The organism is Cupriavidus sp. PET2-C1, assembly GCF_054515855.1.
In genome coordinates this window covers 2,390,342-2,412,479 of the sequence record NZ_CM137259.1, presented here as the reverse complement: position 1 = coordinate 2,412,479, position 22,138 = coordinate 2,390,342, and the positions used below count along the sequence as shown (strand labels likewise).

Genomic DNA, 22,138 nt, shown 5'->3' with positions numbered 1-22,138 from the left:
TGTCAGGCGGCCTTGCGTGTGCTTTGCCGGCCTGGCGGCCGTGCCAGCCCCAGGTGCTCGCGCAGCGTGCTGCCTTCGTATTGCGTGCGGAAAATGCCGCGCCGCTGCAGGATCGGCACCACGCCGTCGACAAAGTCCTGCAGCCCGTCGGGCAGCGCGTCCGGCATCAGGTTGAAGCCATCGGCCGCGCCGTGGCGGAACCAGTGCTCGATGTCGTCGGCAATCTGCTCGGGCGTACCCACAAGCACGCGATGGCCGCCGCCGCCCGCCAGCTCGCGGATCAGTTCGCGCACGGTGTAGCCATGGCGCCGCGCCAGCGCGAGCGTGGCGTTGAAGAAGGTGTGGTTGCCGTTGCCGTTGGCGGGCAGGGCGAGGTTGTCCGGCAGCCGCTCGTCCAGCTTCAGGCGGTCCGGCGTGATGCCGAGCGTGCCGGCCAGCCGCGCCAGGCTGTAGTCCCAGGGGATCAGGTCGATCAGATCGTCGCGCCGCCGGCGGGCCTGGGCTTCGGTGGCGCCGATGATGGTGGTCAGGCCGGCCAGCACCTGCACGGCATCGGGCCCGCGCCCGAGCGCCTGTGCGCGCGCTTTGAGCTCGCGCCCGTAGGCCAGCGATTCCTCGAACGATTGCGACGCCGAGAACACGGCCTCGGCATGGCGTGCGGCGAGCTCGCGCCCGTCGGCGGAGCCGCCGGCCTGCACCACCACCGGATGGCCTTGCGGCGAGCGCGGCAGGTTGAGCGGCCCCTGCACGCTGAAATGCTCGCCTTGGTGCGCAATCGGCTGCACTTTGGCGGTGTCGACGAAGCGGCCCGATGCCTTGTCGCCGATAAAGGCGTCGTCCTCCCAGCTGTCCCACAGGGCCTTGACCACGGACGTGAATTCGGCCGCCCGCGCATAGCGCTGGGCATGGTCCGGCGTCGCATCGCGCCCGAAATTGCGCGCCGACGGCACATCGGCCGTGGTGACCACGTTCCAGCCGGCGCGCCCCGCGCTCACATGGTCTAGCGTGGCGAAGCGCCGCGCGATGTTGTAGGGCTCGTTGTAGCTGGTGGATGCCGTGCCGATCAGCCCGATATGCGTGGTCGCCGCCGCGATGCTGGCCAGCAGCACCGTGGGTTCCAGCGCCGGGATCGGGCGGAAATGAATCTGGTCGACGATAGCGGCGTTGTCCGCCAGGAACACCGCGTCGAGCTTGCCGGCTTCGGCGATCTGCGCCACGCGGATGTAGTGCCGCACGTCGGTAAAGGCGGCAGGATCGCTGTCGGGCAGCCGCCAGGCCGAGGGCACGAAGCCCGAGTGCAGGATGTTGATATTGAGGTGGAGCTGGCGCTGGCGCGCCCCGTTCGATGCACTCATTGGTAGGTCCCCGGTTCCGGATGGCCTTCGCCCAGCACCCAGCGGCCGACATTGCGGGTCTTGTACTCGGACGGGTTGTGCAGGGTATGGATGCGCACGTTGCGCCAGAAACGGTCCAGGCCGGTCTTGCGCACCGCCGAGCGCGCGCCCGTGACCTCGAAGATCTCGCTGGACACCTGCAGCGCGACCTCGCCGGCCAGCACGTTGGCCGCCGCAATGGCCACGGCGGCTTCACCGCGCTCCTCGGCGCTGAGCGCTTCGCCGCGTGCGATCACGCCGTCGAGCGCGAGCAGCGCGCGGTCGGCCAGCGCGGTGGCGGCCTGGGTCTTGACCCAGAGCTCGCCGTATTGCCGGCGCACCCACGGGTCATCGACATGGCGCTCCACGCCAGAGTGAATCCACGGGCGCGACTGATGCACCGTGTATTCACGGCCGGCGCGCAGCGCGCCTTGCGCCGTGCCGATAAACACATTGAGCAGCACGCTTTGCTGCTGCAGCGGCGTGACCGTGCGGTAGGGCTCGGCCGGCGCGCCGGTGGGGTTCAAGGGCACCGGCTGCCCGAGCACTTCGCTCTCGTGCACGCGCACGCCCCGGTAGGTAACGCGGCCGCTGCCGGTCTGGCGCTGGCCGATGCCGTCCCAGTCGTCCTCGATCACGATGCCTGCGCGGTCCGCGGGAATCGCGGCAAAGCGGCGTTCGCCGCTGTCGGCGTCTTCCCAGGCAATCGCCAGGAAGTCGGCCACGTGCGAGCCGGAGGTAAAGGGGCGATAGCCGTCCAGCACGAACCACTCGCCATCGCGCCGTCCAAACAGGCTCCTGGAAAAGCTGTTCGCCGTGTTGCCCCAGAACCAGTTGCCTTCGGCCGAGCGGCGCCACAGGCTGGCGGCCTTCTCCGGCGCGTTGCGCAAGCGCGGGCTAAGCAGGCTGCTGTAGTGATAGCCGAACAGATGGCCGAGCGAGCCGTCCACCTGCGCGAACAGGCGCGTGATGCGCAGCACGGTCGACCAGGTTTCGCCCTGGCCGCCGACTTCGCGCGGCAGCAGCAGCGTAAGCAGGCCGTGCGCCTTGAGCAAGCGAATCTGCTCCGCGGGTTTCCCGCCGGCCTGGTCGCGGGCGATGGCGTCTTCGGCGAAGCGCTCGCGCAGCGAGACGGCACGGGCGATGAAGGGGTTGCTGGTGTCCGGCTCGAACAGCGCGGGCGCTGGTTCGGCCTGCGCATGGAGATAGGCGACGTTGGCGGTCATGATGGGGTCTCGGTCGGTAGCCGTCAGCGAAGGCTCAATGCACCTTGGCAAAGCCATGGAACAGTCGGTCGCGGCTCATGATGTTTGGCGGGGTCAGCGAGTTCAGCGGGGTCAGCGATAGAGGGCAGGCGAGGGGAACTCGCCCGTGAGCAACCACGTGCCCACTGTGCGTTTCTTGTACTCGGCCGGGTTGTGCAGCGTGTGGGTGCGCACGTTGCGCCAGAAGCGGTCGAAGCCATTGGCGTTGGTGGCAGAACGCGCGCCCATCACCTCGAAGATCTCGTTCGATACGGCCAGGCCGGTTTCCCCGGCGTACAGGTTGGCGGTAGCCAGCGCAATGGCTACCGGCCCGCGCTGCTCCAGCGTCAGCGCCTGTCCATGGCCATAAATGGCATCCAGGCTGCGCGCCGCCTGGTCGGCCAGCTCGGTTGCCGCCAAGGTGCGGATGGCGAGATCGCCGTATTTGCGCTGGACCCAGGGATCATCGACATGGCGCTCCACGCCCGAGTGGATCCATGGGCGCGATTGCGTGGCGGTATAGGCGCGGCCTTCGTCGAGCGCGCCCTGTGCCGTGCCGACAAACACGTTGAGCAGCACGCTTTGCTGCAGCAGCGTGGTCAGCGATGCGAAAGGGGTGAGCGGATCGTCGGGCTTGCCAAGCAGTTCATCGTCGCGCACCAGCACGCCGTTGAACGTCACGGTGCCGCTGCCGGTCTGGCGCTGGCCGATGCCATCCCAGTCATCTTCGATCACGATGCCCGCGCGATCGGCGGGCACCACGCCCATCAGGCGTTGGCCCAGCGCGTTCTCCCATGCCAGCTGGATCACGTCCGCCACATGGCTGCCGCTGGAGAAGGGCCGGAATCCGGTGACCACCCAGCCATCGTTGCCGGGGGCGCGCTGTGCACTGGACGTCTTCGACAGCGCATTGCCCGAGTTGCTCCACAGCCATTGCGCCTTGGCGGCGGCGCGCAGCCAGCGCTCCTGCTGTGCCGGCGTGCCGCGTGCCTGCACGGCGTGCACGGGCAGATGGTGGTAGCCGAAGAGGTGGGCCAGCGAGCCATCGGTACGCGCGAATTCCCGCACCACGCGCAGCAGCGAAAGCCACGAAGCACCGCCCCCGCCGTACGCGGTGGGAATGCCCGCTGAAAGCAGGCCGCTTTCCTTGAGCAGGCGGATTTGTTCGGTAGGCCGGCCGCCAGCCTTGTCGCGGGCGACGGCGTCGGTATGGAAGGTCTCGCGCAGCACCACCGCGCGGGCGACGAAGGGATCGTTCAGATCCGGGCCGAAGTTGGACATGCCGCGTTGTCTTCTCGAAGTTGCACCCGAGACACGATAGAGCAAGGTTTGCGCGCCACCAACGAAGCAAACCGCGCTTGCATATCCACTTTTGTGGATGCTCTGGCGCTATCGATCCTGCAACGCCGGCTCCCTGGTTTCCTTTCCCGCTTCGGTGGCGCTATAACCGTCACCCTTCCACTCGATCAAGCAGAGCCCGTGGCCAAAAGGGTCGGACAGCATCGCCTGCCGCCCCCAGGCGAAATCCTGCGGCCAGTCCTCCAGCTCGGCGCCGGCTTCCAGCGCACGCTCCACCGCGCTTTCCAGGTTCGCCACCACAAAATCGAGATGCACCGGCGTCCAGTGCCGGCGATAGTCGCGCCGGCCGTCGGCGCGCGTGCTTGGCTTGGTGCCCGGGGCCTTGGCCAGCAGGTAGATTGGCGCGCCGCCGCCCAGCATTTCCGCCACGGAGCCGTCGAACAGCTTGCGCGCCAGGCGCAGGCCAAGGCCGTGCTGGTAGAAGCCGATGCCGTGCGCGAGGTCGTCGACGTCGATATTGATCAGCAATTGCATCGCAATCTCCTGCATGGAATGGGGGGCGGGGCCCGCATGGAAGCACTCCGCCCGAAGACCAGGATTGTGCGCCGGCACTCCTGACACGTACTGTCAGGAGTGTTCTACTCGGCGCCTGTGATGCGCAAGGCTGAAAGCGGCCCCGGGAGCGTCCTCGAAGGGCCTCAGGCGCGCATTGGCGCCAGCAGCGCATTGACCACGGGTGCCAGCGCATCGCCCAGCGCGATGTGGTCGGCGGCGTCCAGGTGCACGCCGTCGACTTCGCTGCTATGGATAACCGTGCCGGTATCGAAGCAGTCGCAGCCGCGCGCGCGGCAGACTTCCTGGAAGGCTTGCGCCAGCCCCACGCATTTGTGCTCGCCGCCGGCAAACTTCGGCGCCAGCGGCCCGCGCGGCGTGGTGATGGGCGGGGGCACCAGCACCAGCACCGGCGGCACGGGCATGCCGGGCTCGATGGGCGCGCCGCGGATGGTGTCGAGCAGGGCGCCGATGCCTTGCGCGGCGTGCCAGGCGTTATGCGGGTGCATGGACTGGAAATCGTTGCTGCCGAGCATCAGGATCACCAGCGCCAGCGGCGCGTGCATCTCCATGCGCTGCGCCAGGCCCTGGATGCCATTGCGGCCCGGCTTGAAGGGATCGTCCCAGACCGTGCGGCGGCCGTTGAGGCAGTCTTCCAGTATCCGCACGGGGCGCTGCCCGCTGCCGCTCCCGCCGCCAATCCCGCCGCCAATCCCGCCGTTCAGGGCGAGTTCCAGCCGGCCGGGCCAGCGCACCGGCCAGGGCAGGCGCTGCCGCGTGCCCGGCACGATGCCCCAGGATAGCGAGTCGGCGTAGACCAGTACCTGCAGCGGATCGACGGCGCAAAGGCTATCGCTTCGGGTGTCGGGAGACGGCAGGGCGCTCATGGGTGGGCTCCGGGAAGTTTTGCTGCGGACCTTGGCACAGACCTTCATAATATCGGCTAAACATAGATCGGGAGAATTAAGTTGCGTTTCGAGCACCTGGTGGAGATCAACGATCCACAAAATATCCAGTTGGACACGCTCACGCCGGAGCAGCTCTGGCAAGGGCTGGTGCTGCGCAGTGCCGAGCCCGAGCTGTTTGTCATGGGGCTGGACCGCGCGGAGATCGTGGAGCGTGGCGACAACTGGGTCGAGCGCAAGCTGCATTTCGGCAAGGCCACGATTCGCGACCGCGTCGTCTTCGAGCCGCGCCGCGTCGTGCGCTATGAAACCGCCCCCACCGACGAGCACGCCGGCGGCACCCTGACCATGGCGATCGAGACGCCGGGCCCGGGCGCCTTGCTGCTGCGCTTTGTCTACGAAACCACCATGCCCGCGGTGGACGATAGCGGCGATGACCGTTTCGCCGAAATCGTCAAGTCGGCCTATCACGAGGCCGACCTCGACACCGTGCGCAAGATCCGCGAACTGGCCGCCCTCGGACGGCTGGGGTGAGCGGGCAGCCCTCGTCGCCTGCCTCCGGCAGGCAGCCGGGCGGCCCGACCCGGGAATCGCTGCGGGCACGCTATGGCAGCCAGCTGCGCTGGCTGGTGCTGCTGACGCTGATGCTGGGCACGGTCTCCTCGATCGTGTCGTCGACCATCGTCAACGTGGCCATTCCCGACCTGAGCCGGCATTTCGTGCTGGGGCAGGACAGCGCGCAATGGGTGGCGGCCAGCTTCATGATTGCCATGACGCTGTCAATGCTGCTCACGCCGTGGCTGCTTAACCGCTACGGCTTGCGCCGCACGTTCATTGGCAGCTTGCTGCTGCTGGGCATGGGCGGGCTGGTCGGCGGATTCTCGCCCACCTATGGCGTGATGATCGCCATGCGGGTGGCCGAGGGCATTGCGGCAGGGATCCTGCAGCCCTTGCCCAATATCCTGATCCTGCGGGTGTTCGAGGAGCGCGAGCAGGGCAAGGCGATCAGCATGTTCGGCTTTGGGGTGGTGCTGGCGCCGGCGCTCGGCCCCAGCGTGGGTGGCTTCCTGGTGGAGGCTTTCGGCTGGCGCTCGATCTTCTTCGTGGTGGTGCCGCTGACGCTGATCGGGCTGTGGATGGCGCGCCGCTTCATGGCGGTGGACTCGGCCATGATGGGCGAGCGCAAGCCGCTCGACTGGCAGGGCCTGGGCCTGGCCGGCATTGCCACCGTGAGCCTGCTCAACGGGCTGGTGCAGATGCGCGAGAGCGTGCTTGCCGGCATGGCGCTGGCTGGCTTTGGCGTGCTGATGCTGGTGGTGTTCGTGCTGTGGCAATTGCGTGCGGCGAACCCGCTGATGAACATGCGCCTGTACAGCTACCGGCAGTTTTCGGCCGGGGCGGTGGTGGCCTTCATCTACGGCGCGGGGCTGTTCGGATCGACCTACCTGCTGCCCGTCTACATGCAGATGGCGCTGGCTTATACGCCGTCGCGCGCCGGGCTGGTGCTGCTGCCGGCCGGCATCGCGCTGGCCCTGACCATTGCCGCGGCGGGGCGGCTGACCAATCGCGTCTCGCCACACTTGCAGGTGTCGTTCGGGCTCGCGCTGCTGTCGGCCTCGTTCCTGCTGATGGCGATGGGGTCCCAGGCCACGCCTTACCTGCTGCTGGTGGGGTTTGCGGTGCTGGGGCGGGTCGGGCTTGGCTGCATCCTGCCGTCGCTGACGCTGGGCTCGATGCGGGGCGTGGATTATTCGCTGATTGCGCAGGGTTCCAGCTGCATCAACTTCATCCGGCAACTGGGCGGTGCGATCGGGGTAAGCCTGGCCGGCGTCGGCCTGCAATGGCGGCTGGCGGCCCAAGGTGCGGTGCTCGGTACCGACGGCGACCCGGCCGCGCGCATTCGCGCCTTCGACGAGACCTTCCTGGCGGTTGGCCTCGTCATTGCCACTGCCATCCTGGCAGCCTGGCGGATACGGCCAAGACCGCTTGCCCAGGCTTGAAGGATTGGCCGGCTGAACGCCGGCCAATCCAAATGGCTTCAGGCGGTGGCGCCACTGCGCAGTTCTTCCACCAGCGCGATGTATTTCTCCTGCGCGTCTTCCTGGGCGGTGCCCTTGAGCGTTTCCCAGGCTTCGAACTTGTAGCGGCCGACGAAATCGGTGATGCCCGGCTTGTCGCCATGGGCGTCGCCCTCGCTGCCTTGCTTGAACAGCGCGTAGAGGCGCAGCAGGGTCATGTTGCTGGGGCGCTCGGTCAGTTGCTTGACGTCGATCTGGGCTTGGGCGAAGCGTGCCTGCAGGTCACTCATGGGGCTCTCCTGGCTGGATGTGGGGATGCGTTCTGGGTTTGGTGTTCGGGAAAAACCCGGTAGCCGCGATGATAGCGCCCGCCATCGCGCGTTTGAGCTGAAAGAAACCGAAGAACGCTTCGGTCCGGCGCGCCGGGGGCGAGGCATTGGCACCGCGCTAGTTCGGCTTTTGAGGTCGCTCCGGATACAATCTCGCCATGTCCTGGATTCTTGCAGTTGAAACCTCCACCGAGTGGTGTTCCGTCGCGCTCGGGCGCATTGCCGATGGCGGCGCCCTGGAGTGCCTGGTTCGTCATGAACACACCGGTCCGCGCTCGTCTTCCCGCGTGCTGCCGGCCGCTGGCGAGTTGCTGGCCGAAGCCGGCATTGCCCTGTCGGACTGTGCCGCCATCGCCTTTGGCGCCGGGCCGGGCTCCTTCACGGGCCTGCGCACCGCCTGCGGCGTGGCCCAGGGCCTGGCCTTTGGCGCCGATCTGCCTGTGATTCCCGTCAATTCGCTGATGGCTTGCGCCGAACGCGTGCGCCTGGGCGGGGAAGGGATGCCGGCGTTGCCGCCCGACGTATCCGTGCTGGTAGCGCTGGACGCCCGCATGGACGAAGCCTACGCAGGCGCGTTCCGCTGGGACGGCGCCGCGCAGGAGTGGCAAGCGGCGACCGGCATGCAGGTGTGCCCGCCGGAGGCCGTCAACCTGCCCACCGGGCCGTTCTGGCTCGCGGGCAGTGCCGCGGCCGTGTTTGGCGAACGCCTCAAGGCCACGGCGCTGGCGCTGCACAGCGTGCCCGAGGCGTTGCCCGCCGCGCCGGCCCTGGTATCGATTGCCTTGCGCGCGCTGGCCCGCCATGAAACCGTGGCGCCGTCTGATGCCATGCCGATCTATCTGCGCGACAAGGTGGCCCAGACCATCGCCGAGCGCCAGGCCGTGGCGGCGCAGCGCGCAGCGCTGGCGGCGGGAGACCAGCCGTGAGCGTGGAGCGGAACCCGCCACCGGAAACCGGCTCGGCCAATCCCGGCCAGGGCGCGCATGCAGCGTGCGGCAGCGGGTACGCATGGCCCGAGGTGCCGGTGATGCCAACCGTGCCGGCTGGCTGGAGCATTGGCCGCATGACGGCGCTGGATGTGGAAGCCGTGGCACAGATCGAAGCCCGGGCCTACACCCACCCGTGGACCCGTGCCAATTTCGAGAATTCCGTCAAGGCCGGGCACATCGGCCTGACCTTGCGGGATAACGGGGGCGTACTGGCCGCCTACACGGTGCTGATGCCGGTTGTCGACGAGATGCACCTGCTCAATATCACCGTGGACCCGGCGCGCCAGCGCAGCGGCCTTGGCCGGCTGCTGCTGGCCGCTGCCATGGCGACCGCGCACGTGCATCATCTGCACACCATGCTGCTCGAAGTGCGGCCCTCCAATGTGGGCGCCATCGAGCTGTACCGTCAGGCAGGTTTTGCCGAGATCGGCCGGCGCAAGGGCTATTACCCCGCAGCCGGCCAGACGCGCGAGGATGCGCTTGTGCTGCGCCGCGCGTGGGCACCCACGGAGGCCATGCCATGAGCCGCCGCGCCAGGTTCCTCGAAGTGCTCGGCATTGCCGATGAATGGGTGCTGCGCCGCGCGCCGGTCTTGCCGGAGGCGGGCGAGCCAGCCGCCATGACGGGGCTCGCCGCCCCGAGCGCCGAAGATCCCGCCGTCAACGACGACACGGCCGCGCGCGAAGCGGCCCAGGCCGCCGTGACGCTTGCCGCCGTGGCCGACGCCGGCGTGGACGAAGCCGACGTGGACGAAGCCCCGGCTGAAGCTGCTGTCGCGCGCATGCCGCCAGAGTCTGCTGTGGCGGTGGCGGTGGCGGATACCGCCACGCGCGAAGCCGTGATTGCGCGCCTGGACTGGGCCGCGCTCGCGCAGCGGGTCTCCGGCTGCACCGATTGCCAGTTGTGCGATGGCCGCACCCAGACCGTGTTCGGCGTGGGCGACCGCCAGGCCGAATGGATGCTGGTCGGCGAAGCCCCGGGCGAAAACGAGGACTTGCAAGGCGAGCCCTTCGTGGGCCAGGCCGGCAAGCTGCTCGACAACATGCTGGCGGCCGTCGGCCTGGCACGCGGGCGCAACGTGTTTATCGCCAACGTGCTGAAGTGCCGCCCGCCCGGCAACCGCAATCCCGAGCCGGAGGAGGTCGCCCAGTGCGAGCCTTACCTGCGCCGGCAGATCGCGCTGATCCAGCCCAAGCTGATCGTGGTGCTGGGGCGCTTTGCCGCCCAGTCCCTGCTGCGCACCACCACGCCGATCGGCAAGTTGCGTGGCACCGTCCACAGCTACGAAGGCATTCCGGTGGTGGTGACCTACCACCCGGCCTACCTGTTGCGCACCTTGTCCGACAAGGCGCGTGCCTGGGAAGACCTGTGCCTGGCCCGCGAGGTACATGCCCGTGCGGGAGCCAAGGCCTGAGTTCACGCTGAGCCCCGGCGGCGCCATCGAGATGGCGCCGCTCTGGCGCCATGCCGTCTCGCAGCGCCTGCGCGAGCTCGCCTGGTGCTCGCTGTCGCCTCCGCTGCTGGCCTTCCTGCCGACGGACGACGCAGGCAACGCCATCATCAACGGCAACGCCCCCGGGCATTCGCAAGCGGCGCTGGCGCGCTGGCCGGAAGGCGCGCTGGCCGCCTGGCAGCGTTGGCTGCCCGCCGCCGACCCCGCCGCGCTGCCCCCCACCATTGCCGAACTTGCCGCGGGCCTGGAGCAGCAACGCGTGCGTGGCCCGTCGCCCGCGCCCAGCCTGAGGCTGGGCCGGCATGCGGAGCGCCTGCTGCAATTCACGCTAGAACACGCCGAGGGGCTGGAGCTGCTTGCGGCGAACCTGCCGGTGCGCCGTGCCGGCGCGCATGGCGTGCAGACGCTGGGCGAGCTCGATTTTGTCTGGCGCGACGTGGCCAGCGGCGCCACCGTGCACTGGGAGATGGCGGCCAAGTTCTACCTGCTGGTCGAGCCTGCGGCGGACGGCGCGCCGGGCGGCGGCGGGCCCGGCGCTGCCGTGCTGGACCGCCATTGCTTCGTCGGCCCCAACCTGGTGGACCGCCTGGGCGACAAGCTCGAACATATCGTGCGCAGGCAACTGCCGCTGTCGCGCACCCCCGAGGCTCTGGCGCTGCTGGGCCGTCCCGTCGACCGCAGCGAGGTCTATCTGCTCGGCTGGCTGTTCTACCGGGACGGCGTGGTGCCGCTCGCCATCGACAGCCTGGGCATAGCGCCGGATCACCTGCACGGATGGTGGTCCACCTTGCCGGACTGGCTGGCTTGGGCTGGCAAGCGCGAAGGCTCGCGCTGGTACCGGCTGCCGCGCTCGGCGTGGATGGCGCCGGCCAGGGTGGCGCAAGCGCACACGGAAACCGCCGAGGCGATTCATGAGGCACTGGCACTGCGTTTTGCGGAGACGCATCACGAGAAGAACTGGCGCCGGGAAGCGCCGGTGATGCTGTGCGAGGTAGAGCCGGCGGGGCAGCCCGGCGTGTGGCGCGAGCGCACCCGCGGGTTTGTGGTGCCGCCGGGCTGGGAGGAGCGGGCGCGCGAGCGCATCGCCAGGCCGGTGGGTTGAACCGGCCCGTGGCGAAAGCGCCGCTTAGAGGCCGTTTCAAAAAGATTCTGGCGTCGTTGCGCGACCTTGCCGTACCACTTGTACTGTCTGCGGCCGCGCGCCTAGCCAGAACCGCTTCGCTTCATTTTGAAACAGCCTCTTTAGTGGTGCTTGTCCTCGCCGATCATGGCGAGCGAATTGAAGTTGCGCACGTTGTAGCGGTGCTGGCGCATCACCAGCAGCATGGTGGCGCACACGAAGATGCCGAAGGCCACGATGACAATGCCGATCGGCACATTGAGCTTGATCAGCAGCGCGTACAGGCACAGCATCAGCAGCACCGAGACGTTCTCGTTGAAGTTCTGCACGGCGATCGAATGGCCGGCCGACAGCAGGACGTGCCCGCGGTGTTGCAGCAGCGCGTTCATCGGCACCACGAAGTAGCCAGACATGCCTCCCACCAGCATCAGGAAGACGTAGGCGATCGCCATGTACAGCGGCATGTGCATGCCGAGCACATTCAGCGAAATCTCGGGCAGGCTGTTCTTGGTGTAGAAGGCCATCAGCATCACCACCACACCCATCGCCACGCCAAACGGCAGCACCGACAGCGACTTGCGCAAGGGGATGCGCATGGCCGCCATGATCGCGCCTACCGCCACGCCCACCGCCACCACCGCTTGCAGCAGGGCGCCTTGCGACAGGTTCAGGCCGAGCGATTTTTCCGCCCATTTCAGCACGATGAACTGCAAGGTGGCGCCGGCGCCCCAGAACAGCGTGGTCACGGCCAGCGAAATCTGGCCGAGCTTGTCGCGCCACAGGGCGGTAAAGCAATCCGCGAACTCGGCGATCAGCTTGATCGGGTTCTTTTCCTGCTGGGGGTAGCGGGCGCCCGTCTCGGGGATGAACAGGTTGAACACGGCTGCGATCACATAGAACAGCATGATCACCACCATGGCGGCCTCGGCCGGGGTGTTGATGCCGGTGTTGACGTAGGGAACGTCGATGCCGAGCAGAAGTTGCGAGATGTGCACCGAGATCAGCGCTCCGCCCACCACCGTGCCCAGGATGATCGAGCACACCGTCAGGCCTTCAATCCAGCCATTGGCGGCGACCAGTTTCTCGGGCGGCAGCAGTTCGGTGAGGATGCCGTACTTGGCGGGCGAGTATGCCGCTGCGCCGAACCCGACGATGCCGTAGGCCAGCAGCGGGTGCAACCCGAACATCATGATGGCGCAGCCCGCTATCTTGATGGTGTTGGTGATGAACATCACCTTGCCCTTGGGCATCGAGTCGGCGAAGGCGCCCACGAAGGCAGCCAGCACGACATAGGACAGCACGAAGAACAATTTGAGCAGCGGCGTCATCCACTGAGGGGAGTGCAGCTCGGTCAGAAGGGCGATAGCGGCGATGAGTAACGCATTGTCGGCCAGCGAGGAGAAGAACTGCGCGGCCATGATGGTATAAAAACCCTTCTTCATACTTTGGACTCTGTCTCCATCGCTATCTCCGTACATGTCAGGCAACAGCGCGCCGCTGGGCGCTGTGATTGCCTGTGGGGAACCTGGGCCCATGTCGTTGTCAAAGTGATGCCCGGGCCAGTCTTGGGATTGCTGCGCAGCTTGCCTGACCGTGTTCGACATATTGCATCACTTTTAAAACATGGCCGGAACGTCCGGCTTTATAACACGAAAATAAGGCGATTCCGAGCTTCCACGGGCCGCCGGTTGGACAGCGCAAGCGCGCAGCGATTCCCTAAATGTTTGCCCTAATGTGTTCAAATAACGTCCGTGCGACGCGCTGCGCGTACCGGGTCTTCCCGGATATGGTGCATCCAGGCGGCGGGAGTGGTCCGGCCAGACAGCCAGGACCCCCGCCGATCCGCAGCGCCGCAAGCCACTAGAAGCAGTAGAAAGCACTAGAAAGCACTAGAAGCGATCCCATGCCAAGACCCATTCACGCCGTCATTCATCAACCGGCCCTGGCCAACAACCTGGACGTAGTGCGCCGTTGCGCACCCCAGTCGCGCGTCTGGGCCGTGATCAAGGCCAACGCCTACGGCCACGGCATCCGCCGGGCATTCGCCGGCCTGCGCGCCGCCGACGGCTTCGGCCTGCTCGACCTGAACGAAGCCGTGCTGCTGCGCGATCTGGGCTGGCAAGGCCCGATCCTGCTGCTAGAGGGTTTCTTCCAGCCGCAGGACGTGCCCTTGCTGGAGCAGTACCGCCTCACCACCGCGGTGCATTGCGAGGAGCAACTGCGCATGCTGGAAGTGGCGCGTCCCAAGGGGCCGCTGGGCATCCAGCTCAAGCTCAACACCGGCATGAACCGGCTGGGCTTCCGCCCGGACCAGTACCGCACGGCCTGGGAGCGTGCGCGAACCCTGCCATGTGTGGGCAGCATTGTGCATATGACCCATTTCTCGGACGCCGACAGCGCGCGCGGTGTCGCGCATCAGGTGGAAGTCTTCGACGCCACAACCGCCAACCTGCCGGGCGAGGCCAGCTTGTCCAACTCGGCCGCCACGCTGTGGCATCCCCAGGCCCATCGCGCCTGGGTCCGTCCCGGGGTGGTGCTGTACGGTGCCTCGCCCACGGGCGTCGCGGCCGATGTCGCCAGCTTTGGGCTGCAGCCGGCCATGTCGCTGCACAGCGAGCTGATTTCGGTGCAGGACCTGCAGCCGGGCGATACCGTCGGCTATGGCTCGCTGTTCACGGCCGAGCGGCCGATGCGCATCGGCGTGGTGGCCTGCGGCTATGCCGACGGCTATCCGCGCCACGCGGCAGGCTGGGGCGACAAGCCGGCGCCGGTGCTGGTCGACGGCGTGCGCACCCGTCTGGTGGGACGGGTCTCCATGGACATGATCTGTGTCGACCTGACGCCTTGCCCGAAGGCCAAGGTGGGCAGCGCCGTGACCCTGTGGGGTCAGGGCTTGCCGATCGACGACGTCGCCATGGCCAGCGGCACCGTGGGCTACGAACTGATGTGCGCGCTGGCGCCCCGGGTGCCCGTCACCGTGGCGACCCTCACTGCGCCGGAGCAGCCCGCGCTGTGACCTGAGCGGCCATGCAGGGCAGGGGGCCGGGGCGTTCGTCTCGGCCCAGGCGATCGATCCCGATCCCCCGTCATTCCCGTCATTCCCGCCATTCCCTTGCGCATCCTCTTCAGCATCCCTTTCAGCATCGTTTTCAGCCTCCCCTAGGACCTCAGTTGGCCAAGCCCAAGAACGTCTATACCTGCACCGAGTGCGGCGGCACCTCGCCGCGCTGGCAAGGCCAGTGCCCCCAGTGCCAGCAATGGAACACGCTGGTGGAGACCGTGGCGGAAACCCCGTCGACCAAGCGCTTCCAGCCGCTGGCGGCCTCGGCCATGGTGCAGCGCCTGTCCGAGATCGACGCCGCCGACGTGCCACGCTTTTCCAGCGGCATCGAGGAGTTCGACCGCGTGCTCGGCGGCGGCCTGGTGTCGGGCGGGGTGGTGCTGATCGGCGGCGATCCCGGCATCGGCAAGTCCACCTTGCTGCTGCAAGCCCTGGCCAACTTGTCCGCGCAGCGCCGCGTGCTGTACGTCAGCGGCGAGGAGTCCGGCGCGCAGATCGCACTGCGGGCGCAGCGCCTGGGCGTGGACAGCCCGCACCTGGCGCTGCTGGCCGAGATCCAGCTCGAGAAGATCCAGGCCACGCTGGAGGTGGAAAAGCCCGAGGTCGCGGTGATCGACTCGATCCAGACCTTGTTCTCGGATGCGCTGACCTCGGCGCCAGGCTCGGTGGCCCAGGTGCGCGAGTGCGCGGCCCAGCTGACCCGGATCGCCAAGAGCACCGGCACCACCATCATCCTGGTCGGCCACGTGACCAAGGACGGCAGCTTGGCCGGCCCGCGCGTGCTGGAGCACATCGTCGATACCGTGCTGTATTTCGAGGGCGACACGCATTCCTCGCACCGCCTGATCCGCGCCTTCAAGAACCGTTTTGGCGCGGTCAACGAGCTGGGCGTATTCGCCATGACCGAGCGCGGCCTGCGCGGGGTCAGCAACCCGTCCGCGTTGTTCCTGTCGCAGCATGAGCAGGTGGTGCCCGGCTCCTGCGTGCTGGTGACGCAGGAGGGCACGCGGCCGCTGCTGGTGGAGGTGCAGGCGCTGGTCGATACCGCGAACGTGCCGAACCCGCGGCGCTTGGCGGTGGGTCTGGAGCAGAACCGGCTGGCCATGCTGCTGGCGGTGCTGCACCGGCATGCCGGCATTGCCTGCTTCGACCAGGACGTCTTCCTCAACGCCGTGGGCGGGGTCAAGATCACCGAGCCGGCGGCCGACCTGGCGGTGCTGCTGGCCATTCACTCCTCCATGCGCAACAAGCCGCTGCCACGCGGCCTGGTGGTGTTTGGCGAAATCGGCCTGGCCGGCGAGATCCGGCCCAGCCCGCGCGGCCAGGACCGCTTGCGCGAGGCGGCCAAGCTGGGCTTCTCGATCGCGGTGATTCCCAAGGCCAATGCGCCCAAGCAGAAGATCGAGGGCCTGGAAGTGATCGCGGTGGAGCGGCTGGAGCAGGCCATCGACCGGGTTCGGCATATGGAGTGAGGCGTTCAGCCCGTTCCTGGTCTAATCCTGGTCCATGCCTGGCCCTTTTTTCTGCAATTTTGGGTATATTCCGAGGCACTTTTTTTAATCGGAGTTCATCCATGCGCACTTTCAATATCCGCCGTCACGCCGGCATGCTAGCCGCGATCGGCTGCGGCGCCACGTTGCTCTTGGTGTCGGGCGCCGCCGCCGCGGCCGATGCCAGCAAGGCGTTCTTTGACGCAGCGCTGTGCAAGCCGCCCTACACCACGAAATCCGCCACCGCGCTTTACGAGGCCGCCGAGAAGCTCGCCAAGCCGGATCTGTCCAGGCTGGGCGCGGCCATCTACAAGCTTGCGCAGCCCATCGGGCGGGACGGTTTCCAAAGCGATGAAGTGGTATTCGCCGGTACGTCGGCGGGTGTGCTGGTGCAAGGCCTGCAGGCCGAAGCGCTGGCCGCGCGCTACCAGCTCAAGCAGGAGCCTTCGACGTTGCTGGGCACCGCCACCAAGGGCTTTGCCCGCGCGCTGCCGGCCGCTCAGCAGCCCCTGCCCGATCTCGGCACCGTTTCCATCGTGGCGCGCGAAAGCGCAGCGCTGCCGGGCAAGACGCTGCTGGTCTGCGAGCTCGTCACCCACGCGGATGCGCGGGCGCTCAAAGCCTACGAGCGCAGCCGGGCGGAGCAGGGCGCCGCCGCGCGCTGACCCTGGCCCAGGAGAAACCGCCCCATGCCCGATCAACGCACTTCGGCGCCAGGCACGGCTGGCCATGCGCCGGCCGTGCTGGAAACCGCGCGGCTACGCCTGCGCCAGTGGCGTGAGGCGGATTTCGCACCTTTTGCCGCGCTCAATGCCGATCCTGTGGTGATGGCGTGTTTCCCCGCGCCGCTGGGGCGCGCGGCCAGCGACGCGATGGCGCTGCGCTGCCAGGCGCTGATCGCGCAGCGGGGCTGGGGCTTTTGGGCGGTGGAGCGCAAGGCCGATGGCGCTTTCATCGGCTTTGTCGGCCTGCACGAGCCTGCCGCCGCGTTGCCGTTTTCGCCCTGCGTGGAAATCGGCTGGCGCCTGGCGCACGCGTACTGGGGGCAGGGCTATGCCTCGGAGGCGGCACAGGCTGCGCTGCGCTTCGGCTTCGAGCAGCTTGCGCTGGCGGAAATCGTCTCGTTCACCGCGCTGCCAAATGCCCGTTCGCGGGCCGTGATGGAGCGCCTGGGCATGGTGGCGGATGGCACCTTCGAGCACCCGGCGGTCGCGCCGGACAGCCCGCTGCGCAAGCACTGGCTCTACCGCTTGCCGCTGGCACGCTGGCATGCGTCAATCCGCCGCAAGCAGCGCCTTGCCCATCGCAACGGATTGGGCGGGCGCGATCCGCAAAATCGGTAATAATGTGCCTCGTATTGCGCGCCGGCGCATGTCGCCCGGCCCTTTTCTGCTAGTGAGCCATGCAAGCCAATTCCCGTAGTTTCTTTTTGCTGATCGCCGCGATTTCGTTTGGCCTGGTCGGCTATGCCCTCTACCTGCAGCATGTGGAGGGCTACCAGCCTTGCCCGCTCTGCGTAATGCAGCGCTTTGCCTTCGTCGGCATCGGCCTGTTCTCGCTGCTGGCCGCCATTGCGCAGAACACGCGCAGCCTGTGGCAGGGCCTGGGCATGTTGTCCGGCGTGGCCGGCATCGCGGTGGCGGGCTATCACGTGTCGCTGCTGCTCAACCCCAAGGCCAGCTGCGGCATCGACCCGCTGGAGAACTGGGTCAACCAGTTGCCCACGGCCAAGATCCTGCCGCAGGTGTTCTACTCGGATGGCATGTGCACCACGCCGCTGCCCCCGATCTTCGGCCTGTCGATCCCGGCCTGGTCGCTGATCTGGCTGTTCATCCTGTCCGCCACGCTGGCGGTCGGCATGATCCGGCGCGAGAAGAACTACCGCTGACCTGCCTGGCGCGCACTGGCGCCGGCCGGCGCGCGCATCCCGGGGGCTGGCGCCCCCGGCACCCCTCGCACGATCAAACGATCAAACGATCAGACCATCAAACGATCAGCTCGATCTGCTCCTGCAGCTCCAGCCAGCGCTCTTCCAGCGTGTCCAGCTCGCCGCCGACTTCGCCCTGGCGCTTGAGCATCTCCATCAGCTTTGCCTTGTTGGCCTCCGCATAGCTGGCTTCGTCGGCCATGAACGTGTCGATCTCGCTTTTGGCCTGCTGCAACACGGCCATGCGCTTCTCCACCTTTTCCAGCTCCTTGGCCAGCGGTTTGCGCAATTGCGTCAGGCGCTGGCGCTCGTCGGCCTCGGCGCGGCGCTGGTCGCGGCGGTTGGCGATGGAGGTGGCTGGCGTTTCTCCGTCTTCCTGTGAGTGCGCCGCGGTGGCGGCGTTGCGCTTGGCCGCGGCTTGCTTGAGCAGCCAGTCCCGGTAATCGTCCAGGTCGCCGTCAAAGGGCTGGATGGTGCCGTCGGCCACCAGCAGGAACTGGTCGGTGGTGGCGCGCAGCAGGTGCCGGTCGTGGGAGACCACGATCAGCGTGCCTTCGAACTGCGCCAGCGCCATGGTGAGGGCCTCGCGGGTGTCGAGGTCCAGGTGGTTGGTCGGCTCATCCAGCAGCAGCAGGTTGGGCTTTTGCCAGACGATCAGCGACAGCGCCAGGCGCGCCTTCTCGCCGCCGGAGAAGGGCTCGATCGACGCGGTGGCCATTTCGCCGCGGAAGTTGAAGCTGCCGAGGAAGTCGCGCAGTTCCTGCTCGCGGGTGTCCGGCGCGAGCCGGGCCAAGTGCTGCAGCGGCGACTCGTGATCGCGCAGCGTTTCCAGCTGGTGCTGGGCAAAGTAGCCGATCTGCAGGCCCTTGCCCTGGCGCAGCGTGCCGGCCAGCGCTTCCTGCGAGGCGGCCAGCGTCTTGACCAGGGTTGACTTGCCCTGGCCGTTGGCGCCCAGCAGGCCGATGCGCTGGCCGGTCTGGATCGACAGCGTGAGGTTGTGCAGGATGGTCACGGGCGGTGCGTCCGGCGCGGGAGCGGGATAGCCGCAGTCCACGCCTTCGAGCACCATCATCGGGTTGGGCGCCGAATCCGGCTCGCGGAACTCGAACGCAAAGCCCGCGGCGATATGCACCGGCGCCAGCCGCTCCATCTTCTCCAGTGCCTTGACCCGGCTCTGCGCCTGGCGTGCCTTGCTGGCCTTGGCCTTGAAGCGGGTGATGAAGGATTCGAGGTGGGCGATTTCCTTTTGCTGGCGCGAGTAGGCGGACTGCTGCAAGGCCATCTGCTGCAGGCGCAGCGTCTCGAACTGGCTGTAGTTGCCGCCGTAGCGGCGCAACTGCTGGTTCTCGATGTGCACGGTGACGTTGCAGATCGCATCGAGGAATTCGCGATCGTGGGAAATCATCACCAGCGTGCCCGGATAGCGTGCCAGCCAGTCTTCCAGCCAGACGATGGCGTCCAGGTCCAGGTGGTTGGTGGGCTCGTCGAGCAGCAGCAGGTCGGACGGGCACATCAGCGCCTGCGCCAGGTTCAGCCGCATGCGCCAGCCGCCGGAGAACGAGGCCACCGGCTGCGATACCTGCGCCAGCGTAAAGCCCAGCCCCAGCAGCAGGGCCTCCGCGCGTGCCGGCGCGGTGTAGCCGTCGGCATCGGCAAAGGCGCCGTGGGCTTCGCCCTCGGCGCTGCCATCGCCGCTGGCCTGGGCCGCGGCGATGCGCGCTTCGATGTCGCGCAGCCGGGTATCGCCGTCGATCGTGTACTCCACCGCACTGCGCATTACCGCGGGGGTTTCCTGCGCCACGTGGGCAGTACGCCACTGCGGCGGGATGGCCACGTCGCCGCCATCCGCCTGCAATTCGCCGCGCAGCATGGCGAACAGGGTCGACTTGCCGCTGCCGTTGGCACCGACAAGGCCGACGCGCTCGCCGGGGTTCAGCGTCACGCTGGTGTGGTCGAACAGCACCTTGGTGCCGCGCTGGAGGACTAGCTGGTCGATTCGGATCACGGGAGGGGAAAGGCTGAAGAAGGCTGCGGGTCGGGTCTGGGGCGGTTGCCCTTTTAGCTCGAAATCTAACCGGCCCCGGCATGGCACGGGGCAACCCGGCATTGTAGCCGCTTCGCATGGCGGCGCCCCCGGAACGCTCGGCGCATGGCGTATGGCCGTCTCCGTTTTCGATATGCCTAGGTGAAAACCCTTGGACTGGTAAAACTCTATTTTCATGGCATGGGGTTTGCGTGTAAATTTATTTACATGGATCCGCGCCGGATGAAAACGATGTTTCCCGCCGCGCGCATCTCCGACCAACCCAATGCACGCGCCATGACCAACGGTAACGGTACCCACGGCACCGCCGGAAAAAACGGCAGTAACGGCAGTAACGGTAGCAGCGGCACCGCTTCGATCGCGGAGCGCATCGCCCGCGCCTTGCCCACGCTCACGCCAGCGCACCAGCGCATGGCGGAGTACGTGCTGGGCAATCCGTTCCGCGCCGCCACCATGCGCATCGACGAATTCGCCGATGCCGTGGCGGTGTCGGTGGCCACCGCGAACCGTTTCGCGCGTGCGCTGGGCTTCGAAGGCTTCCCGCAGTTCCGCGCCGAACTGGTGCGCGGTTTCGAGGCAACGCTTGCACCGGTTGAGAAATTGCGCACCGAACTGGCGCGTCCCGCCACGGTGGCCGAAGTGTTTGCCGCGTCGCTGGACGAGGATGTGCGCAACCTCGAAGCCTCGCGGCGCGCGCTCGATGCCGAGACCTGCGAGCGCGCGGTGGAGGCCATCCTGGCGGCGGAGCGCATCTTCGTGGTGGGCTTCGGCGCCAGCGGGTTCCTGGCGGGCCTGCTGCAGCATGGGCTGGATATGTCCTGCCGCACCGTGATCTCGGTCTCGGGTGCTGGCGGTGCGTCCACCGCGGCGCGCCAGTTGTTCAAGCTGCAGCCGCGCGACCTGCTGATCGTGATCGGCTTCCCGCGCTATGTGTATGACACCGTGACCATCGCCAAGCGTGCCCGCTCGCATGGCGCCCACATCCTGGCGCTGACCGACGGGCCCACTTCGCCGCTGGCGCCGCTGGCCGATATCGCGCTGTACGCCCACACCGGGCGCCAGCTTTCCGCCAATTCGGATGCAGCCGTGCTGGCCTTTATCGAGGCGCTGTGCGGCGCGGTGGCGTATCGCGCCGCGCATGCGGTCAAGGCCGCCGCCGAGATGACCGACTTCCTGCTGCCGTGGCTGCACGGCGCGCCCCCGGGACAAGGACGGGATGGGCGCGAACAACGTGACCAACGTGACCAACGTGACCAACGTGACCAACGCGAACAGCGCCACGGCGAAGCGGCCGAAGGCCGCGCCAAGGCGGCCACGGCACGCAGCAAAAAGACTTCCCAGAACGCATCGTGAACCTCATGAACACCCCAGTCATTGCTATCCACGGCGGCGCCGGCACCATCACCCGTGCCGCCATGAGCCCCGCCAAGGAAGCCGAATACACCGCCGCGCTGAGCGCCGTGCTTGAAGCCGGCCAGCGCGTGCTGGCCGATGGCGGCAGCGCGCTCGATGCCGTCACCGAGGCCGTGCGCCTGCTGGAGGATTGCCCTTTGTTCAATGCCGGCCGCGGTTCGGTGCTGACCCACGCCGGCACCTATGAGCTGGACGCCGCGATCATGGACGGCGCCACGCTGGGCGCCGGCGCGGTGGCCTGCGTCAAGCACCTGCGCAACCCGGTGCTGGCCGCGCGCGCGGTGATGGAGAAGAGCCAGCACGTGCTGTTCGCCGGTGACGGCGCCGAGGCCTTCGCGCAAGCGCAGGGCCTGGAACTGGTGACACCGGACTATTACTTCACGCAGGCGCGCACCGATCAGTGGGAACGCGCCCGCGCCGCCAGCGGCACGACCCTGCTGGACCACGACGCCGCCACGCTGGCCGCGGAGCCCATTGACCCGGACACCAAGTTCGGCACCGTCGGCGCGGTGGCGTTCGATGCGCAGGGGCGCCTGGCCGCCGCGACTTCCACCGGCGGCGTGACCAACAAGCAGGTGGGGCGGGTGGGCGATACGCCCATCGTCGGCGCCGGCTGCTTTGCCGACGATGTGGCGGCGGTGTCCGCCACCGGCACCGGCGAAATGTTCATCCGCACCGTGGCCGCGTACGACGTGGCGGCGCAAATGCGTTACGCAGGCGTGCCGCTGGAAGACGCCGCACGCCGCGTGGTGATGGAAAAGCTGCCTGCCATCGAAGGGCGTGGCGGCCTCATCGCCGTGGACCGTGCAGGCAACGTCACGCTGCCGTTCAATACCGAAGGCATGTACCGCGGTTTCGCCCGGGTGGGCGAGCCGGTCAATGTGTGGATCTACGGCTGAGCGTGCGCGAGTACGGCGGAGG

At 67.7% G+C, this 22,138-nt stretch carries 21 protein-coding genes; 13 read left to right on the top strand and 8 right to left on the bottom strand.

Features of this window, described 5'->3' with window-relative positions:
- Window positions 1-2: 2 nt before the first annotated feature.
- The 5 genes from ACX12D_RS10915 to ACX12D_RS10895 all read right to left on the bottom strand — a co-directional run bounded on the left by ACX12D_RS10915 (window position 3) and on the right by ACX12D_RS10895 (window position 5,355).
- Window positions 3-1,355, bottom strand: coding sequence for an LLM class flavin-dependent oxidoreductase (locus ACX12D_RS10915; RefSeq protein ID WP_459371148.1), 1,353 nt, complete (start codon window positions 1,353-1,355; stop codon window positions 3-5).
- Window positions 1,352-2,599 carry an acyl-CoA dehydrogenase family protein gene (locus ACX12D_RS10910; RefSeq protein WP_459371147.1) on the bottom strand — a complete coding sequence of 416 codons (1,248 nt, stop codon included), beginning with the start codon at window positions 2,597-2,599 and terminating at the stop codon, window positions 1,352-1,354. The genes ACX12D_RS10915 and ACX12D_RS10910 overlap by 4 nt, the downstream gene beginning before the upstream one ends.
- Before the next feature lie 111 nt (window positions 2,600-2,710).
- Window positions 2,711-3,898 carry an acyl-CoA dehydrogenase family protein gene (locus ACX12D_RS10905; RefSeq protein WP_459371145.1) on the bottom strand — a complete coding sequence of 396 codons (1,188 nt, stop codon included), beginning with the start codon at window positions 3,896-3,898 and terminating at the stop codon, window positions 2,711-2,713.
- A gap of 108 nt (window positions 3,899-4,006) precedes the next feature.
- Entirely contained in the window at window positions 4,007-4,450 is a 444-nt protein-coding gene (locus ACX12D_RS10900; protein ID WP_459371144.1) for a VOC family protein, read from the bottom strand.
- A gap of 164 nt (window positions 4,451-4,614) precedes the next feature.
- A complete protein-coding gene (locus ACX12D_RS10895) occupies window positions 4,615-5,355 on the bottom strand; it encodes an SGNH/GDSL hydrolase family protein (protein WP_459371143.1) in 741 nt (246 codons plus the stop codon).
- Window positions 5,356-5,436: 81 nt separating this feature from the next.
- Here ACX12D_RS10895 and ACX12D_RS10890 point away from each other — a divergent pair, with 81 nt between their 5' ends.
- Both ACX12D_RS10890 and ACX12D_RS10885 read left to right on the top strand, forming a co-directional pair.
- Window positions 5,437-5,907 carry an SRPBCC family protein gene (locus ACX12D_RS10890; protein WP_150983551.1) on the top strand — a complete coding sequence of 157 codons (471 nt, stop codon included), beginning with the start codon at window positions 5,437-5,439 and terminating at the stop codon, window positions 5,905-5,907.
- On the top strand, window positions 5,904-7,373 hold the full coding sequence (locus ACX12D_RS10885; RefSeq protein ID WP_459371142.1) for a DHA2 family efflux MFS transporter permease subunit: 1,470 nt from the start codon (window positions 5,904-5,906) through the stop codon (window positions 7,371-7,373). Before ACX12D_RS10890 ends, ACX12D_RS10885 begins: the two co-directional genes overlap by 4 nt.
- A gap of 38 nt (window positions 7,374-7,411) precedes the next feature.
- Here the strand turns inward: ACX12D_RS10885 and ACX12D_RS10880 are convergent, their stop codons facing one another.
- Window positions 7,412-7,681 (bottom strand): acyl-CoA-binding protein, encoded by a 270-nt coding sequence (locus ACX12D_RS10880; protein WP_441630272.1) that lies wholly within the window; start codon window positions 7,679-7,681, stop codon window positions 7,412-7,414.
- A 197-nt stretch (window positions 7,682-7,878) separates the two neighbouring features.
- Between ACX12D_RS10880 and tsaB the strand changes: the two genes are divergently transcribed.
- From tsaB to ACX12D_RS10860, 4 genes are all read left to right on the top strand, one after another.
- Entirely contained in the window at window positions 7,879-8,646 is a 768-nt protein-coding gene (tsaB, locus tag ACX12D_RS10875) for a tRNA (adenosine(37)-N6)-threonylcarbamoyltransferase complex dimerization subunit type 1 TsaB (RefSeq protein WP_459371141.1), read from the top strand.
- Window positions 8,647-8,747: 101 nt separating this feature from the next.
- The gene (rimI, locus tag ACX12D_RS10870) at window positions 8,748-9,233 is read left to right on the top strand and encodes a ribosomal protein S18-alanine N-acetyltransferase (protein ID WP_459373996.1); all 486 of its coding nucleotides are present in this window, start codon (window positions 8,748-8,750) and stop codon (window positions 9,231-9,233) included.
- Window positions 9,230-10,123 carry a uracil-DNA glycosylase gene (locus tag ACX12D_RS10865; RefSeq protein ID WP_459371140.1) on the top strand — a complete coding sequence of 298 codons (894 nt, stop codon included), beginning with the start codon at window positions 9,230-9,232 and terminating at the stop codon, window positions 10,121-10,123. The genes rimI and ACX12D_RS10865 overlap by 4 nt, the downstream gene beginning before the upstream one ends.
- Window positions 10,098-11,264, top strand: coding sequence for a DUF1853 family protein (locus ACX12D_RS10860; RefSeq protein ID WP_459371139.1), 1,167 nt, complete (start codon window positions 10,098-10,100; stop codon window positions 11,262-11,264). Before ACX12D_RS10865 ends, ACX12D_RS10860 begins: the two co-directional genes overlap by 26 nt.
- Window positions 11,265-11,404: 140 nt before the next feature.
- Here the strand turns inward: ACX12D_RS10860 and lplT are convergent, their stop codons facing one another.
- The gene (gene lplT / locus ACX12D_RS10855) at window positions 11,405-12,724 is read right to left on the bottom strand and encodes a lysophospholipid transporter LplT (protein ID WP_459371138.1); all 1,320 of its coding nucleotides are present in this window, start codon (window positions 12,722-12,724) and stop codon (window positions 11,405-11,407) included.
- A gap of 461 nt (window positions 12,725-13,185) precedes the next feature.
- Here lplT and alr point away from each other — a divergent pair, with 461 nt between their 5' ends.
- The 5 genes from alr to ACX12D_RS10830 all read left to right on the top strand — a co-directional run bounded on the left by alr (window position 13,186) and on the right by ACX12D_RS10830 (window position 17,721).
- Window positions 13,186-14,298, top strand: coding sequence for an alanine racemase (gene alr / locus ACX12D_RS10850; RefSeq protein ID WP_459371137.1), 1,113 nt, complete (start codon window positions 13,186-13,188; stop codon window positions 14,296-14,298).
- Between the two features lie 155 nt (window positions 14,299-14,453).
- Window positions 14,454-15,815 (top strand): DNA repair protein RadA, encoded by a 1,362-nt coding sequence (gene radA / locus ACX12D_RS10845; protein WP_441630282.1) that lies wholly within the window; start codon window positions 14,454-14,456, stop codon window positions 15,813-15,815.
- A gap of 101 nt (window positions 15,816-15,916) precedes the next feature.
- Window positions 15,917-16,498 carry a hypothetical protein gene (locus ACX12D_RS10840; protein ID WP_459371136.1) on the top strand — a complete coding sequence of 194 codons (582 nt, stop codon included), beginning with the start codon at window positions 15,917-15,919 and terminating at the stop codon, window positions 16,496-16,498.
- Window positions 16,499-16,522: 24 nt separating this feature from the next.
- Window positions 16,523-17,176 carry a GNAT family N-acetyltransferase gene (locus ACX12D_RS10835; protein WP_459371135.1) on the top strand — a complete coding sequence of 218 codons (654 nt, stop codon included), beginning with the start codon at window positions 16,523-16,525 and terminating at the stop codon, window positions 17,174-17,176.
- A 59-nt stretch (window positions 17,177-17,235) separates the two neighbouring features.
- Window positions 17,236-17,721: a disulfide bond formation protein B gene (locus ACX12D_RS10830; protein WP_006161979.1), complete on the top strand. Its 486-nt coding sequence runs from the start codon at window positions 17,236-17,238 to the stop codon at window positions 17,719-17,721.
- A 97-nt stretch (window positions 17,722-17,818) separates the two neighbouring features.
- Here the strand turns inward: ACX12D_RS10830 and ACX12D_RS10825 are convergent, their stop codons facing one another.
- Window positions 17,819-19,765, bottom strand: a complete 1,947-nt coding sequence (locus ACX12D_RS10825; RefSeq protein WP_459371134.1) for an ATP-binding cassette domain-containing protein — start codon at window positions 19,763-19,765, stop codon at window positions 17,819-17,821.
- A 261-nt stretch (window positions 19,766-20,026) separates the two neighbouring features.
- Between ACX12D_RS10825 and ACX12D_RS10820 the strand changes: the two genes are divergently transcribed.
- Together ACX12D_RS10820 and ACX12D_RS10815 are read left to right on the top strand one after the other, a co-directional pair.
- Window positions 20,027-21,157, top strand: a complete 1,131-nt coding sequence (locus ACX12D_RS10820) for a MurR/RpiR family transcriptional regulator (protein WP_459371133.1) — start codon at window positions 20,027-20,029, stop codon at window positions 21,155-21,157.
- Between the two features lie 5 nt (window positions 21,158-21,162).
- Window positions 21,163-22,116, top strand: a complete 954-nt coding sequence (locus ACX12D_RS10815; protein ID WP_459371132.1) for an isoaspartyl peptidase/L-asparaginase family protein — start codon at window positions 21,163-21,165, stop codon at window positions 22,114-22,116.
- The last annotated feature ends 22 nt before the right edge of the window (window positions 22,117-22,138 follow it).